The 14,932-nt window shown below is 74.5% G+C and carries 13 protein-coding genes; 5 read left to right on the top strand and 8 right to left on the bottom strand.

The annotated features are described in order from the left end of the window. Window positions 1–12 precede the first annotated feature (12 nt). From DNK53_RS04435 to DNK53_RS04425, 3 genes are read right to left on the bottom strand one after another with little or no spacing between them, the layout of a single operon-like run. On the bottom strand, window positions 13–2,640 hold the full coding sequence (locus DNK53_RS04435; protein ID WP_110181032.1) for an FtsX-like permease family protein: 2,628 nt from the start codon (window positions 2,638–2,640) through the stop codon (window positions 13–15). Further along, a complete protein-coding gene (locus tag DNK53_RS04430; protein ID WP_110181031.1) occupies window positions 2,640–3,374 on the bottom strand; it encodes an ABC transporter ATP-binding protein in 735 nt (244 codons plus the stop codon). Before DNK53_RS04430 ends, DNK53_RS04435 begins: the two co-directional genes overlap by 1 nt. Further along, the gene (locus DNK53_RS04425; protein WP_110181030.1) at window positions 3,371–3,928 is read right to left on the bottom strand and encodes a PadR family transcriptional regulator; all 558 of its coding nucleotides are present in this window, start codon (window positions 3,926–3,928) and stop codon (window positions 3,371–3,373) included. Before DNK53_RS04425 ends, DNK53_RS04430 begins: the two co-directional genes overlap by 4 nt. A 203-nt stretch (window positions 3,929–4,131) precedes the next feature. On the opposite strand from DNK53_RS04425, the gene DNK53_RS04420 reads away from it, so the two are divergent. From DNK53_RS04420 to DNK53_RS04410, 3 genes are all read left to right on the top strand, one after another. Next, window positions 4,132–4,599 carry a DUF4282 domain-containing protein gene (locus tag DNK53_RS04420; RefSeq protein ID WP_110181029.1) on the top strand — a complete coding sequence of 156 codons (468 nt, stop codon included), beginning with the start codon at window positions 4,132–4,134 and terminating at the stop codon, window positions 4,597–4,599. Next, a complete protein-coding gene (locus DNK53_RS04415) occupies window positions 4,596–5,378 on the top strand; it encodes an SDR family oxidoreductase (protein WP_239456348.1) in 783 nt (260 codons plus the stop codon). Before DNK53_RS04420 ends, DNK53_RS04415 begins: the two co-directional genes overlap by 4 nt. Before the next feature lie 123 nt (window positions 5,379–5,501). After that, complete coding sequence (locus DNK53_RS04410; RefSeq protein ID WP_162599774.1) at window positions 5,502–6,080, top strand: hypothetical protein; 579 nt, start codon at window positions 5,502–5,504, stop codon at window positions 6,078–6,080. 21 nt (window positions 6,081–6,101) lie between these two features. Here DNK53_RS04410 and DNK53_RS04405 read toward each other — a convergent pair whose 3' ends face one another. The 4 genes from DNK53_RS04405 to DNK53_RS04390 all read right to left on the bottom strand — a co-directional run bounded on the left by DNK53_RS04405 (window position 6,102) and on the right by DNK53_RS04390 (window position 11,976). Beyond that, window positions 6,102–7,628 (bottom strand): hypothetical protein, encoded by a 1,527-nt coding sequence (locus DNK53_RS04405; RefSeq protein WP_110181027.1) that lies wholly within the window; start codon window positions 7,626–7,628, stop codon window positions 6,102–6,104. Then, a complete protein-coding gene (locus tag DNK53_RS04400; RefSeq protein ID WP_239456347.1) occupies window positions 7,603–8,349 on the bottom strand; it encodes an ABC transporter ATP-binding protein in 747 nt (248 codons plus the stop codon). Before DNK53_RS04400 ends, DNK53_RS04405 begins: the two co-directional genes overlap by 26 nt. A gap of 133 nt (window positions 8,350–8,482) precedes the next feature. Next, the gene (locus tag DNK53_RS04395; protein ID WP_110181026.1) at window positions 8,483–10,690 is read right to left on the bottom strand and encodes a 3-hydroxyacyl-CoA dehydrogenase NAD-binding domain-containing protein; all 2,208 of its coding nucleotides are present in this window, start codon (window positions 10,688–10,690) and stop codon (window positions 8,483–8,485) included. A gap of 74 nt (window positions 10,691–10,764) precedes the next feature. Further along, window positions 10,765–11,976: an acetyl-CoA C-acetyltransferase gene (locus tag DNK53_RS04390; protein WP_110181025.1), complete on the bottom strand. Its 1,212-nt coding sequence runs from the start codon at window positions 11,974–11,976 to the stop codon at window positions 10,765–10,767. Between the two features lie 170 nt (window positions 11,977–12,146). On the opposite strand from DNK53_RS04390, the gene DNK53_RS04385 reads away from it, so the two are divergent. Continuing rightward, entirely contained in the window at window positions 12,147–12,860 is a 714-nt protein-coding gene (locus DNK53_RS04385) for a MerR family transcriptional regulator (protein ID WP_110181024.1), read from the top strand. A 3-nt stretch (window positions 12,861–12,863) separates the two neighbouring features. Here the strand turns inward: DNK53_RS04385 and DNK53_RS04380 are convergent, their stop codons facing one another. After that, window positions 12,864–13,979: a carboxylate-amine ligase gene (locus DNK53_RS04380; RefSeq protein WP_110181023.1), complete on the bottom strand. Its 1,116-nt coding sequence runs from the start codon at window positions 13,977–13,979 to the stop codon at window positions 12,864–12,866. 117 nt (window positions 13,980–14,096) lie between these two features. On the opposite strand from DNK53_RS04380, the gene DNK53_RS04375 reads away from it, so the two are divergent. Further along, window positions 14,097–14,918, top strand: coding sequence for a class II glutamine amidotransferase (locus tag DNK53_RS04375; protein ID WP_162599773.1), 822 nt, complete (start codon window positions 14,097–14,099; stop codon window positions 14,916–14,918). The last annotated feature ends 14 nt before the right edge of the window (window positions 14,919–14,932 follow it).

Here is a 14,932-nt window from a genome sequence, read left to right as displayed (position 1 = left end):
TCCCGCCACCCGTCAGTCCACCCGCGCCACCAGCGGCAGCTGGGAGCGGGTGGCGAGCGCCACCACCCCGGCGGTCAGCAGCGGGAGGAGCAGCACGACGACCGCGATCATCAGCCAGGGCACCTCGACGAACGGGCCGACGACCTGCTGCGGCCCGGCGTAGGAGTCCCGGGTCAGCGTGACCGCCGCGGCCACCCCCGGCACGAAGCCGACGAGCGCCCCCAGCACCGCGCCGGTCCCGCCGACCACCAGGGCGTACGACGCCGCCACCGCCCGCCGCGTCCGCGGCGAGGCCCCCACGGCGGAGAGCGTGGCCAGGTCGGGCCGCGCGTCGCTCAGGGCGAGCAGCGTGACGGTCAGCGTGCCACCGACCATCAGCACCGCGCCGAGCGCGCCGAGCACCCACGCCACCAGCTCGTCGAAGTCGTCCGCGAAGTAGCCGCGCTCGACGTAGAGGTGGGACCACGGCAGGGTCGCCGCGACCGCCTCGGAGACCGCGCGCTCGCGGTCACGGTCGAGCTCCGCGCCCGCCACGTGCAGCGACGTGGTGGCCACCGGCAGGCCGAGCTCCTCGGCGGAGGCCGGCGGGAGGACCGCGAACGGCGTCCCGCCGTCCTCCGCGACCACGACGTACGCCGCCGGCAGGGTGACCTCGTCCGCGAGCACCTCCTCCTCGCCCGAGCGGCCGTCGTAGGAGGTCGCGGTGACCACGACCCGGTCGGCCTCGACCGGCTCGTCGGTGAAGACCACGACCCGCCCCTGCGCGAGGGCCGCGTCGCCGCGGGCCCGCCCGGCCGCGTCCAGCCCCCGCAGCGCCGCCGGGATCCGCTCCGCCACGACGTCGGTGGTGCCCAGGGTGGAGCCGACGCCGCCCAGCAACCAGGTGTCCTCGCTCGTGGCCGGCGGGCGGTAGGCGACGTGCACGTCGCCCTCCCCCGTCGGCGCCGGGACGCCGGTGACGACGCTGACGTCCGCCTCCGGCAGCTCGGCGCGGAGCACCTCCTCGGCCCGCTCCCACTGCTCGGGCGTCGCCTCCGAGGCGACGAGGACCGCCTCGCCGTGGCGCAGCTGCGGCGTGTAGGTCTCCCGGCTCTGCGCCGCGTCGCTGCTGGTGCTGATGCCCAGGGCGACGACGCCGCAGACCGTGGCCGCCACCGCCGCGACCGCCGGGACGGTGCGGGTGCGGTGCCGGACGGCGTCGCGGACGGCGTACCGCAGCGGCAGGGGCAGTCGCGCGCCCAGCCGGGCGAGCAGCCCGAGCACGACCGGCACGAGCAGGACCATCCCGAGCACGCAGACGACCGCCGCGAGCGCCACCCAGTTCTCGCCGTAGGAGTCCTGGCGGGTGCCGGCGACCGCGAGCGCCACGCCGGCGGCGAAGAGCAGCAGGCCGAGCACCGGGGAGCGGCGCGAGGGCGCGGCGTCGCCGCGGCGGCCGGCGAGCACGGCGACCACGTCGGCCCGCGACGCGAGCCAGGCGGGGGCGGCGGCCGCCAGCAGCGCGGCCAGCAGGCCGCAGCAGGCCACCCCGAGCACCAGCGCCCACGGCACGTCGAAGGGACCGGGGTAGGAGCCGCTCCAGCGCGCCAGGAACGGGAGGAGCGCGGCCGCCAGCCCGATCCCGAGGACCACGCCGCCGACGGCCGCGAGGCCGCCGAGGACCACCGCGACCGCCAGCACCGCCCGGCGGGCCTGCGCCGGCGTCGCGCCGACGGCCGCCATCAGCGCCAGCGTCCGCGCCTGCCGCCGCGCGGTCACGGCGAACGCCGGCCCGGCCAGCAGCACCACCTCGATCAGCACCATCACCACGATGAGGACGACGGCGGCGACCAGGGCGTCGTCCGCCTCGCCGTCGCTCACCTCGGGGTGGAGCTCCGCCGCGGACGGCGGGTCGGCCAGCACCGCCCGCGAGAGCACGAAGGCGCCGCGGTCGTTGAGCGCGCGCACCTCGTCCCAGGTGACGGGGCCGGCCTCGACCAGCCAGGTCGTGCCCTGCGCCTCGGGCACGCCGTCGGGACGCTGTGGGGACCACAGGTGGGGGAAGGCGCGGCTCTCGGCGTCCTCGCCCACGCCGACCACCTCGAGGGTGCTCCCGTCGACGAGGGTGAGGGTCTCGCCCACGCCCGGGCCGCGGTCGGCCAGCGCGCGGTTGACCATCACCTCGCCGGGCGCCTCGGGCAGGCGGCCCTCGTCGAGCGTGGCGAGGCCGGTGGTCAGGGGGTCGCGCAGGTCGATCCACTCCCCCGCGGCCCGGACGCCTCGTCCGTCCACCAGCACGGAGAGCTCGGTGGACTCCCACTCGATGCCGCGGACCTCACGGCCCAGCACGTCGCCCACCCCGGCGAGGGTCAGGTCGTCGCGCAGGCCCTCGCCGAAGGCGCTGCCGCGGTCGGGGTCGGCCGTCTGCCCGACCCGCGCGAGCCCCTCGACCCGGATCCTGGCGTCGGCGGCGCCCAGCCGGCGCTCGGGCGCCTCGTCGCCGGTGACGTCGGCGGTGGCGGTGAGGACGAGCGCAGTCGTCACGGCCAGCACGGGCAGGGCCACCAGCGCCAGGACCAGCGCGCTGCGCGCCCGGGCCCGTCGCACGTCGCGCCACGCCAGCCGCAGCAGCGGCCGCCAGCCGCGCAGCCACGCACCCATCAGCGCGCCCCGGTCATGCCGGCCAGGCCGGTCAGACCGGCGTCGGCCTCGTCGACGACGACGCCGTCGCGGAGGAAGACGACCCGGTCGGCCCAGGCGGCGTGCCGCGCCTCGTGGGTGACCAGCACCCCGGCGGCGCCGGCGTCGCAGCGCTCCCGGAGCAGCCGCAGGATCTGCTCGCCGGTGCTGGTGTCCAGCGCCCCGGTCGGCTCGTCGGCGAGGATCAGCCGGCGCTCGCCGGCGACCGCGCGGGCGATCGCCACCCGCTGCTGCTGCCCGCCCGACAGGTCGTCGGGGAACCGGTCGGCCAGGTCGGCGACGCCGAGCTCGGCGAGCGCGGCGCGGGCCGCCTCCCGGGCCTCGCCCGACCGGAGGCCGTGCAGCTCGCCGGGGAGCGCGACGTTCTCCTCCGCCGTGAGGGCGGGGATGAGGTTGAAGTCCTGGAAGACGTAGCCGATCGTCGTCCGGCGCAGCCGGGCCCGCTCGGCCTGGCCCAGGCTCGACAGGTCGGTGCCGTCGACGGCGACCGAGCCGCCGGTCGGCTGGTCGAGCCCGCCTGCGACGTGGAGCAGCGTCGACTTGCCCGACCCCGACGGACCCATCAGGGCGACGAGCTCGCCGGGGGCGACCTCGAAGGAGACGTCGCGCAGGGCGCGCACCTCGGTGGCCCCCGTGCCGTGGACGCGGCTGACGTGGGTGAGCGCGAGCAGGGCGTGCTGCTGTCGTGCGGTCATGAGTGGGTCCCTCCCCCGGTGGTGGCCAGGCGCGCCAGCCGCGCCTCGCAGTGGTCGAGCCAGCGGATCTCGGCCTCCGCCTCGAAGACGAGGGCGTCGAGGACGAGGCTCCAGGCCAGGTCCTCGGGCGCCTCGGGGCGAGCCGCCCGGCCGCTGCGCTTGAGCCGGGTGTGCTCCTGCAGCGCGCGCATCGTGGCGGTCCGCTGCTGCTGGATGACGTACTCGACGTCGACGTCGGGCGAGGAGATCGCGATCGCCAGCTTGATCGCCAGCTCGTCGCGCGGCGGCGGCTGGTCGCGCGGCACGGGCGAGCCGAACCACGCGTCGACCTCCGCCCGACCCGCCTCCGTCGTCCGGTAGACCACGTGGCCCTCGCCGTCGTCGCCCCCGGCGACCACGAGACCGTCGCGCTCCAGCCGGGACAGCGTCGTGTAGACCTGCCCGATGTTGAGGGGCCAGGTCGACCCCGTGCGCTCCTCGAACTCGGTGCGCAGCTGGTAGCCGTACTTCGGCCCCTGCTCGAGCAGCGCCAGCAGCGCCTGCTTGACCGACATCGCGGCCCCCCTCCCGCGGCGCCCGCGTGCGCCGCATACCGGGTATGTATACCGCGTATGCAGTGGCGCGGCAACCCTCGGCGCAGGTTTGCGGGCGGACGCGCCGGGGCAGGAGGGGCGTCGTTCACTAGGCTGCGCGCAGCCACCACGCGTCAGCAGCGTGGTCGACGAGGACCCGGGAGACCGGGAGAGGGAGCACAGAGATGTCCGGCTACGGAAACCCGCCCGAGAACCCCTACGGCCAGGGCGGCCAGGGCGAATCGCCCTACGGCTACGGCGACCCGGGCCAGCAGCCCCAGCAGTACGGCGGCGGGTACGGCGACGGCGGCCAGGGCTACGCGGCGTACGGCGGCGGCTACGGCGACCCGGGCGTCCCCCAGGGTCCGCAGGCCAAGGGCTTCTTCGCGAGCCTCTTCGACTTCTCCTTCAGCAGCTTCATCACGCCCACGGTGGTCAAGGCGGTCTACGCCCTCTCGGTCGGGCTGCTCACGCTCTTCTGGCTCTTCTTCGTCCTGGCCGCCTTCATCGACAGCCCGGCCGCGGGGATCGGCGTCCTCGTGGTCGGCCCGCTCATCCTGGTCCTCTACCTGTGCCTGATCCGAATGACACTGGAGTTCTACGTCGCCGTCGTCCGGATGAGCGAGGACATCCACCACCGCCTCCGCCCGTGAGCCGCACCCCCGGCGTCCGGGCCACCCTCGTCACCGGGGCCAGCAGCGGCCTCGGTGCCGAGATGGCCCGCCAGCTCGCGGCCCTCGGCCACCCGCTGGCGCTCTGCGCGCGGCGGACCGACCGGCTCGAGGAGCTGCGCGCAGAGATCCAGGCCCGCCACCCGGGCCACCCGGTGCTGCTGCGCGCCCTGGACGTCAACGACCACGACCAGGTCTTCGAGGTCTTCCGGGGCTTCCGCGACGACCTCGCCGCGCAGGGGCACCCGCTGGCCCGGGTGGTCGTCAACGCCGGCCTCGGCAAGGGCGCGCCGCTGGGCACCGGACGGTTCGACGCCAACCGCGAGACCGCGATGACCAACTTCGTCGGGGCGCTCGCCCAGACGGAGGCCGCCATGGAGCTCTTCCGCGAGCAGGGCAGCGGCCACCTCGTGATGGTCTCCAGCATCTCGGCGGTCCGCGGGATGCCGAAGTCGATGGCCACCTACGCCGCGACCAAGGCCGGCGTGGCCCACCTCGTGGAGGGCCTGCGGGCCGAGCTGCACGGCTCGCCGTACACCTTCACCGTCCTCTACCCCGGCTACATCGCCTCGGAGATGAACGCCACCGGCCCGTCCGCCACCCCGCCGCCCCTCATGGCCTCGACCGAGCGCGGCGTGCGCTCGATGGTCGCCGCGATCGAGGCGGGCCGGGACTCCGCCTACGTGCCGGGGCTCCCGTGGGCGCCGCTGGCGCGGGTGATCCGGCTCGCGCCGCTGCCGCTCTTCCGCCGTCTGGTGTGACGGGCCGGACGGCCCTTCCCGGGACGGGTACCAACAGGTAACCTCCCGACCCAGGGAGAAGCCCGTCCGCGCAGGGAGGCGTCGGCCGGGTCTCCGCGCAAGCGGGGGTCGAGGGGAGCGACCGTGTCGAGAGCCGTGCCGACCGTGCCGGGAGGCGCACTGCTGCTCGCCCTGGCGTTGGCCGTGGGCGGGTGCACGAGCGCGCCCCCGCCCACCGACCCGGCGGTCGCCGCCAGCCCCGAGGCGGCCGGTCCCCCCTCGGTCCGCCAGCGGCTGATCGACCTGGTCGTGGGCGCCTACCCCTCGCCGGAGGACGTCGAGGAGGGCGGCTGCTTCGCCGACGAGCTGGTGGGCGAGGTGGGCGAGGAGGCGCTGGAGCGCGCCGGCGTGCTGGACCCCGCCAACATCGAGGGGATGCTGCCGCGCCTCCCGAAGCGGATGGTGGACCCGTGGGTGGAGTCGCAGTTCGACTGCATCGACTACGTCAAGCTCGCGACCCGGGCGCAGACCTTCGCCACCAACGGCCGGGTCGACGTGATGGCCTACGCCGCCTGCTACGGCCGCAAGGTCAGCGAGGACGAGAGCCGCTCCGCCGCCCGCGCCGCGCTGCTGCGCAAGCCGCGTGGGCCGGCGTGGGAGACGGTCCGCGCCGCCGAGGACTCCTGCCTGCTCGAGGCCAACCGCGTCGCGCCGCCCGGCTAGCCGCGGGTCGACGGGGTCGCGTCAGGCGGCGACGGTCGTGACGACCAGGGCCCGGGTCGGGGCGTCCACCCAGCGTCGCTGCGCGCGCCGCCAGCGCACGCCCGACCAGGCGAGGAACGGCGCGGCCACCGCGACGCTGACCCACCACGGGGCCGTCCACGACAGGGCCGAGAAGACCATCGCCGTGATCGTCGTGCTGGTCGCGAGGCGGGCCGAGTAGCCGACCATCACGACCGGAGGGGCGGGCGTGGCCCGGGCGGAGCGGAGGTCGACCGAGAAGGGACGGCGGATCGACCAGGTCATGGCGACGGCCACGACCTGCGCGGTCACCACCACGAGGGCGCAGAGCAGGGCGGCGGCCTCGGAGGCGTCGGGCACCCCGGCCCGCAGCGAGGCCAGGACCACGGTCACCGCCGCCGCCGAGAGCAGCCACTCGGCCATCACGAGGCTGCGCGCGCGGAAGACGAGGGCGGGGTCGACGGGCAGGCTCTCCCGCCACAGCCCGCCCCGGCCGTCGAGCGACCACGCGTTGACCCCGAAGAGCAGGACGCCGCCGCTGACCACGAGACCGGGCAGCACCACGACCATGTCCCAGGTCAGCCCGCCGGCGAGCGCGACGAGGCCGGGCCCGACGGCCAGCACCCCGAGCCCCCGCCGCATGGGCACGGCCCGCCACACCGAGGCGCGGTCGAGCCGCAGCAGCATCCCGAGCTCGGAGCACGGGGTGGGCCGCGCCGCGTGGCTGGCGCTCTCGACCCGCTGCTCGTCCCGCGGGAGCCGCCGGGCGGTGAGGTGCGCCGGCCAGGCTCCCAGCGCCACGGTGGCGACGAGGGCGACCAGCATCCCGGCCACGGTCGCCCACCAGCGCGGCGAGTGGCCGTCGAGGCCGGCGACGACCAGCTCGAGGGTGGGCAGGGCGTCGAGGAGCGGCCCCCAGCGGTCGGTGAGCTGGAGCCAGAGGGCGACCAGCGCCAGGGCGACCCCCGCGGTCCGCACGACGGCGACGCCGTGGCTGCGGCGGCGTACCGCCTCCACGCTCCACGCCACGACCTGGGCCAGGGCGGTGGCCAGCGCGAGCCAGACCAGCAGGACCACCTCGAGCGCCAGGAGCCCGTCGGGCCCCTTCGCCCAGGCCGCCGACCCCAGGAGGAACCACGCCTGCAGGAGCCACGCGATGTTGAGCGGGGCGAGCAGGAGCGCGCCCAGGTGGTCGGTGGTCGGGCTGACGGGATGGGCGACGGCCTGCTCGTGCGGCAGCAGCTCGCGGCCGCCCCCGGAGGCCACGGCCGAGACCAGGGCGAGGACCAGGAAGCCCGCCATGAAGGTCGGCAGCAGCAGCAGCGCGTCGAAGGCCCGGCCCGTCGGCGCCCCCGCGCCCGGGGCCAGGGCCGGCACCACCACCACCGCGGCGGTGATCCCGAGCATCGTCCCCCACGCGATCCGCGCGACGCGGGGGCGGCGCACCGTCGCCCCCCGGAAGCGCACGAGGTGCGCGGTGTCGACGACCGGGCGGACGACGAGGTCAGTCCAGGAGTGCGCGGTAGGCATCGGCGCCGACCTCCCCGAGCAGCTCGGTGGCGTCGAGCGTCGCGACCCGCTCGCCGCCGCGCAGCACCAGCGCCGAGCTGCAGACCTGGATCGCCAGCTCGCGCAGGTGGGTGGAGAGCAGGACGCTGGCGCCGCGCGAGCGGGCGTCGGCGACCACGTCGAAGGTCGCCTCGACGCCGAGCGGGTCGACGCCGTCGAACGGCTCGTCGAGCAGCAGGACGTCGGGCTGGTGGAAGGCGGCCAGCACCACCGAGAGCCGGCGGCCCATGCCGTGGGAGAACCCGGCGGTCACCCGGTGGGCCACGCCGCCGAGCTCGAACCGCTCCAGCAGGTCCCGGCCGCGGGTCTCCCAGCCGGCCTCGTGACCGGCCTCGGCGACCGACGGCAGCCGGCGCAGCCGGGCCGCGAGCTGGAGGTGCTCCCAGGGCGTCGCCCGCGGCACGAGGCCTCCCACGTCGGGGCAGTAGCCGACCGCGCGCTTCACGGCGAGGGGGTCGCGCGCCACGTCGTGGCCGGCCACCGACACCCGGCCGGTGGTGGGCGGGACGACGCCGGCCAGCACCCGCATGGTCGTGGACTTGCCGGCCCCGTTGCGCCCGAGCAGCGCGGTCGACTGGCCGGCGTACGCCGTGAGGGAGACGCCCGCGACGGCCTCGACCTCGCCGAAGCGGACGTGGAGGTCCTCGACCAGGACGGCGGCGGGAGGGACGGATGCGGTCACCCGGCGATTCTCGTCGTTCCGCCGCTCCCGCGCGGGCTTTCGCCCCGACCCGCCCCCGCCCCCACCGCCCACCCGGAGATCACCGGGTGGGCAGTGGTGGTCACAGCGCGTTACTTGGAGCGGGGGGCGAGCGTCAGGCGGGGAAGGACTCGCCCTTCTCCGCCATCTCGCGGAGCCGCGGGGTGGGCGCGAACCGCTCCCCGTAGGCCGCCGCGAGCTCGTCGGCGCGCGCCACGAAGGCCGCCAGGCCGATCGACCCGTCCGCGCCCTCGTAGCCGGTCATGAACTGCGCCGCACCGCCGGTGTTGGCCGGGAAGCCGATGCCCATGATCGAGCCGATGTTGGCCGCGGCGGCGGAGGTGAGGACCCCCTCCTCGAAGCACTTGGCGGTCTCGAGCGCCTCGATGAAGAGCATCCGGTCCTGCACGTCGCGGAACGGGACCTGCTCCTCGGCGGGCGGGAAGGTCTCGGCCAGCCCGGACCACAGGCCGGCGCGCTTCCCGGACTCGTCGTAGTCGTAGAAGCCGGCGCCCGCCAGCCGCGAGGGGCGGCCGAGGTCGAGCATCGTGTCGACGACCTTGGTCGAGGGGTCGGCGGCGACGTCCTTGCCCTCGGCCTTCCAGGCCGCCTCGTTGGCGATCCGAATCTTCTTCATCAGCTCCATGTTGAGCTCGTCGCTGATCTGCAGCGGCCCGACCGGGAAGCCGGCCTGGGTGGCCGCCCGCTCCAGGCTCATCGGCCGGACGCCCTCGCCGAGCATCCGCAGGCCCTCGTTGATCTGCGTGCCGATGACGCGCGAGGTGTAGAAGCCGCGGCTGTCGTTGACGACGATCGGGGTCTTCCGGATCTGCTGCACGACGTCGTACGCCTTGGCCAGGGTGGCGTCGGAGGTCTCGGCGCCGCGGATGATCTCGACCAGCGGCATCTTGTCGACGGGCGAGAAGAAGTGCAGGCCGATGAAGTCGGCGGGGCGGTCGACGCCCTTGGCCAGCTCGGTGATCGGCAGGGTCGAGGTGTTGGAGCAGAGCAGCGCGTCGGGGTTGACGTGCGGCGCCACCTCGGCGAAGACCTTGGCCTTGAGGGCCGGGTCCTCGAAGACGGCCTCGATCACCAGGTCGCAGCCGGCCAGGTCGGCCGGGTCCGCGGTCGGGGTGATCCGGGCGAGCAGCTCGTCGGACTTCTCCTGGCTGAGCTTGCCGCGGGAGACGGCCTTGGCGTTGATCTTCTCGCTGTAGGCCTTCCCCTTCTCGGCTGCTGCGACCTCGACGTCCTTGAGGACGACCTGCATCCCGGCCCGGGCGCAGACGTAGGCGATGCCAGCGCCCATCATCCCGGCGCCCAGCACGCCGACCTTGGTGGCGGTGAACTTCTCCACGCCCTGCGGGCGCAGCGAGCCGGAGTTGATGGCCTGCAGGTCGAAGAAGAACGCCTGGATCATGTTCTTCGAGTTCTGGCCGACGATCAGGCTGGTGATGTAGCGCGACTCGATCCGCGACGCGGTGTCGAAGTCGGTGCTCGCGCCCTCGACCGCGGCCGAGAGGATCGCCTTCTGCGCCGGGTAGTCGGCGCCCTTGAGCTGCTTGCGGAGCAGCGCTGGGAAGGCGGGCAGGAACGCCGCCAGGGCCGGCGACTTCGGGTTGCCGCCGGGCATCTTGTAGCCGGGGCGGTCCCACGGCTGCTTCGCCGCGGTCTCGTCGTCCTTGTGCTCGAGGATCCACCGCTTGGCGGCGGGCACGAGGTCGTCGAGGTCGGAGACCAGCTCGTCGACGAGGCCCTTGGCCTTGGCGTCGGCGGCCTTGAAGCGCGGACCCTGGAGGAGGACGTCCATCAGCGCGGTCTGCAGGCCGAGCATCCGGACGGTGCGGGTGACGCCGCCGCCACCGGGCAGCAGGCCGAGGCTCGCCTCGGGGAGGCCGATCTGCACCTTGGGTCCGTCGAAGGCGATCCGGTGGTTGCAGGCGAGGGCGATCTCGAGGCCACCGCCGAGCGCGGCGCCGTTGATCGCGGCGACCACGGGGCGGGGGAAGGTCTCGAGGCGGCGCAGCGTCGCCTTCATCGACTCCGTGGAGGCGAAGAGGTCGGCGGCGTCCGCCTTGGTGGCCTTCGACATCAGCTTGAGGTCGCCGCCGGCGAAGAAGGTCTTCTTCGCGCTGGCCACGACGACGCCGGTGACGGAGTCACCCTCCTCGAGGAGGCGCGCGACGGCGGCCTCCATCGAGGACTGGTAGAGCGCGTTCATCGTGTTGGCGCTCTGGTTGGGGTCGTCGAGGGTCAGGGTGACGATGCCGTCGGCGTCCTTGTCGTAGCGCACGGCGCTCTGGTCTGTCTGGGTGCTGCTCACGGGTTGTGCCTTTCGGTTCGCGTGGTCTCGAGACGGTCGCGGGGCGACCTCCTCGACCACCGGGAGAGGGAGGGTCAGACCAGCTCGACGATGGTGGCGATGCCCATGCCGCCGCCGACGCAGAGCGTGGCGAGGCCGCGGCGCTGGCCGCGGCGCTCCAGCTCGTCGATGAGGGTGCCGAGGATCATGGCGCCGGTGGCGCCCAGCGGGTGGCCCATCGCGATGGCGCCGCCGTTGACGTTGGTGATCTCGTCGTTGATCCCCATGTCGCGCATGAACCGCATGGCGACGGCCGCGAAGGCCTCGTTGATCTCGAAGAGGTCGATGTCGGAGACCTCGAGGCCGGCCTTGGCGAGCGCCTTGCGGGCGGCCGGGGCGGGGCCGGTCAGCATGATGACCGGGTCGGCGCCGGAGACCGCGGTGGCGATGATGCGGGCGCGCGGGGTGAGGCCGAGGTCCTGGCCGACCTGCTCGGAGCCGACCGCCACGATCGCGGCGCCGTCGACGATGCCCGACGAGTTGCCCGCGTGGTGGACGTGGTCGATCCGCTCGAGCCAGTGGTACTTCTCCAGCGCGACGTCGTCGAAGCCGGCGTCGGCGCCGATCTGGGCGAACGACGGCTTGAGGCCGCCCAGGCTCTCGGGGGTGGTGTCGGGGCGGATGGTCTCGTCTCGGTCGAGCACGACCAGGCCGTTGAGGTCGCGGACCGGGACGACGGCGCTGTCGAAGTAGCCGTTGGCCCACGCCTTGGCGGCGCGCTGGTGGGACTGCGCGGCGTACTTGTCGACGTCGTCGCGGCTCCAGCCCTCGATGGTGGCGATCAGGTCGGCGCCGATGCCCTGCGGCACGAAGCCCGACTTCAGGGCGGTGGCCGGGTCCTGGGCCCACGCGCCGCCGTCGGAGCCCATGGGCACCCGGCTCATCGACTCCACGCCGCCGGCGAGGATGAGGTCCTCGAAGCCGCCGCGGACACGGGAGGCCGCCTGGTTGACCGCCTCGAGGCCCGAGGCGCAGAAGCGGTTGAGCTGCACGCCGGCCACGGTGTCGGGGTAGCCCGCCGCGATGGCCGCGGTCTTGGCGATGTCGGAGCCCTGCTCGCCGACGGGCGAGACGACGCCGAGCACGACGTCGTCGACGCGGGCCGGGTCGAGGCCCGGGTTGCGCTCGCGCACCGCGTCGAGCAGGCCGACGGCCAGGTCGATCGGCTTCACCTCGTGGAGGGTGCCGCTGGCCTTGCCCTTGCCGCGCGGGGTGCGGATGTGGTCGTACACGAATGCTTCTGCCATGACCGTCCTTGCTCGTGCCTGTGGTGCCGGTCGGGTCGCCGTCGGGCGTCCGTCGTGGCTGGGTGTGCGTCGATTGTGACATTCTTGCTGTCACAATCGTCAAGGGCCGGGCAGATCCTGGCCCCCTGTGATCCACGACACACAGCGGCGCCGCGCCGGGAGGGAGACGCATGGAGCACGCGCCCGCGGACCTGCTCACCCTCGAGGAGCTCACCGCTCGGGTCGGCATGAGCGTGCGCAACGTGCGCTTCTACACCTCCCGCGGGCTGGTCCCGCCGCCGATCCGACGCGGGCGGTCGGGGTACTACACCGCCGACCACGTGGCCCGCCTCGAGCTGGTCCAGGAGCTGCAGAGCCACGGCTTCACGCTGTCGGCGATCGAGCGGTACGTCGAGTCGGTCCCGGCCGGCGCCTCGGCCGCCGACATCGCCCTGCACCGGTCGATGATCGCGCCGTGGATGTCGGAGCGCCCCGTGGCGATGCGTCGCGAGGAGCTCTGCGGGCGGGCCGCCCGCGAGCTCTCCGACGACGACCTGGCCACGCTGGAGGCGCTCGACATCGTGGTGCCCCGCCCGGACGGCGACTACGACGTCGCGGTCTCGCAGCTCTCCGTCGGCCTCGGGCTGCTCGAGCTGGGCTACCCCGTGGAGGCCGCGCAGGCCGCCAACGCGCTCTACGCCCGGCACGGGCGCGAGATCGCCGAGGAGCTCTACGAGCTCTTCCGCACCATGGTCTGGCCCAAGTACAAGGAGTCGGGGATGACCCCCGAACGGCTCCAGGAGGTCGTCGAGCGGCTGAAGCCGCTCTCGGTGACCTCCCTGGTCACCGCCTACGAGGCCGCCATGGACGAGACCCGCCGCGCCAAGATCCGGCAGCGCGGCTGAGGCTCACTCCTCGCCGGCGGTGATCCGGGCGAGCTGGGAGACCACGGTGGCCGGGTCGTGCTCGGCGAGCAGTGCGCGCTGGCGCACCGATCCGGTGCCCTCGGCGAAGAGCCGGTCGACGCCGGCGTGCACGAGCTCGCGGTCGCCGTAGGCACCGAGCGCGTCGTCGACGTGCTCGAGCATCGCGTCGAGCACCTCGCGCGCCGGCTTCGGGTGGCAGGAGGTGGGGTCGACGAGCTGGCCGTCGAGCCCGTAGCGACCGGCCTGCCACGTGGCCAGCCGGAGCACCGGCACCTCGGCCGCGGGGGCCGGGCGACCGTCGGCCCACTCGCCGGCCGCGGTCTCGACCAGGGCGCGGCTGAGCGCCGCGACCAGGACCGTGTCGCGCACGTCGAGGCAGACGTCGGCGGCGCGCACCTCGACCGTCGGGTGCTGGGCCGAGACGCGGGCGTCGCTGTAGACCATCCCCTCGTCGAGCAGCACCTCGGTGTCGAGCATCGCCTGCACGTGGGCCCGGTAGGCCTTCACCGAGCCGAAGACGGGGGTCGGCCCGCTGCTGGGCCAGCGCACCATCATCTGGGAGCGGTAGCTCTCGTACGCCGTGTCGACCCCGCTGGTCCACGGGGAGTTGGCGCTCAGCGCGAGCAGGACCGGCAGCCAGACGCGGATCCGGTCGAGCACCGCCACGCCCTCGTCGTCGTCGGCCACGTCGACGTGGACGTGGCAGCCGCAGGTGAGCTGCTCGGCGAGCGTCAGCCCGTAGCGGGCGGCCATCGCGTCGAACCGCGGGGTGCGCAGGTGGCTGGTGCCCCCCTCCAGCGGTGAGGTGCCGGTGGCGAGCACCCGCGCGCCGACCTCGAGGGCGCTGACCCGGGTCCGCTCGCGCCAGGCGCGCAGCGCCTCCTCGAGCTTCGCCAGGCTCGTCTCGGGGGGAGTGTCGGTCTCGACCTGGCTCTTCTGGAGCTCGTGGCCGAGCGACCCGCCCTTCTCCGTCGCCGGTGCGGGGTCGCGCTCCTCGCGCACCGCCGCCGCGCGCAGCACCTCCGCCGCCCGGGAGGTCGGCGCCCCCGTCGTCGGGTCCACCAGCAGCAGCTCTTCCTCGACACCCATCGCTCGCATGCGGCCCTCTTACCCCGTCGGGGGCCGGACCCATGCGCCCGACTCATGCGTCGCCCCCGATCGGGCACAGTGGTCGGTGGACCGTCATGCCGTCGCTTCGAGGAGGAGACCACACAGATGTGCCGCTTGCTGGGCTGGGTGCGCCAGGAACCGATCTCGGTGGAGGAGCTCCTCGGGGAGGAGGGGCTGGAGGGCTTCACCGCCCTCACCCGCGTGCACGGCGACGGCTGGGGGATGGCGTGGCGCGACGAGGAGGGCACGCACGCGGTCACCTCGTCCGACTCCGCCGCCGACGACGAGCGGTACGACGAGCTGGTGCGGCGTCCGCTCGGCAAGGCGGGCTTCGTCCACCTGCGCTGGGCCACCGGCGGGCTGCCGGTCCGGCCGGAGAACACCCACCCCTTCACCGACGGCGACTACGCCTTCGCCCACAACGGCCACGTCTCCCCCATCGCCGACCTCGAGGCGCTGCTGACGCCCGCGACGAAGGCGCTGCTGGTGGGCGACACCGACTCCGAGCGCTACTTCCGGTTCGTCAAGCAGTGCATCGACGAGCACGGCGACCTCGAGACCGGCCTCCGGCACGCGCTGGGCCGGCTGCTCAAGGACTTCGCCGACTGCAGCCTCAACGCGCTCATGCTCACCCCGACCCACATGGTCGCGATCCACGTGAACAGCCGCGCCACCTCGCCCCGCCAGGGCCTGCGCGACCTCTTCGACGACGAGGACGACGTGCCCCCGCGGCACCTCAGCGAGTACTTCGCGATGGACTACCGCACCGAGGAGGAGGGGCTCACCGTCGTCTCCAGCGGGCTGGACGAGCCCGGCTGGACGCCGGTGCCCGAGGACATGGCCGTGATGATCGACCTCGAGACCCGCGCCGTGACGCGGCTGGACCCCGTCATGGCCCTCCAGGAGGAGGCGCTCCAGGAGTCCTGAGCGTCACTCGCGCT

The organism is Nocardioides solisilvae, assembly GCF_003194625.1.
GTDB classification, from domain to species: Bacteria; Actinomycetota; Actinomycetes; order Propionibacteriales; family Nocardioidaceae; genus Nocardioides; species Nocardioides solisilvae.
The sequence above is the reverse complement of the archived record's forward strand: the minus strand, read 5'-3'. Positions and strand labels throughout refer to the sequence as shown.

Bases quoted from the DNA above. Each gene is read 5' to 3' on its own strand.
- DNK53_RS04435 (WP_110181032.1), bottom strand. From the start codon at position 2,640: ATGGGTGCGTGGCTGCGCGGCTGGCGGCCGCTGCTGCGGCTGGCGTGG.
- DNK53_RS04430 (WP_110181031.1), bottom strand. From the start codon at position 3,374: ATGACCGCACGACAGCAGCACGCCCTGCTCGCGCTCACCCACGTCAGC.
- DNK53_RS04425 (WP_110181030.1), bottom strand. From the start codon at position 3,928: ATGTCGGTCAAGCAGGCGCTGCTGGCGCTGCTCGAGCAGGGGCCGAAG.
- DNK53_RS04420 (WP_110181029.1), top strand. From the start codon at position 4,132: ATGTCCGGCTACGGAAACCCGCCCGAGAACCCCTACGGCCAGGGCGGC.
- DNK53_RS04405 (WP_110181027.1), bottom strand. From the start codon at position 7,628: ATGCCTACCGCGCACTCCTGGACTGACCTCGTCGTCCGCCCGGTCGTC.
- DNK53_RS04390 (WP_110181025.1), bottom strand. From the start codon at position 11,976: ATGGCAGAAGCATTCGTGTACGACCACATCCGCACCCCGCGCGGCAAG.
- DNK53_RS04385 (WP_110181024.1), top strand. From the start codon at position 12,147: ATGGAGCACGCGCCCGCGGACCTGCTCACCCTCGAGGAGCTCACCGCT.
- DNK53_RS04380 (WP_110181023.1), bottom strand. From the start codon at position 13,979: ATGCGAGCGATGGGTGTCGAGGAAGAGCTGCTGCTGGTGGACCCGACG.
- DNK53_RS04375 (WP_162599773.1), top strand. From the start codon at position 14,097: ATGTGCCGCTTGCTGGGCTGGGTGCGCCAGGAACCGATCTCGGTGGAG.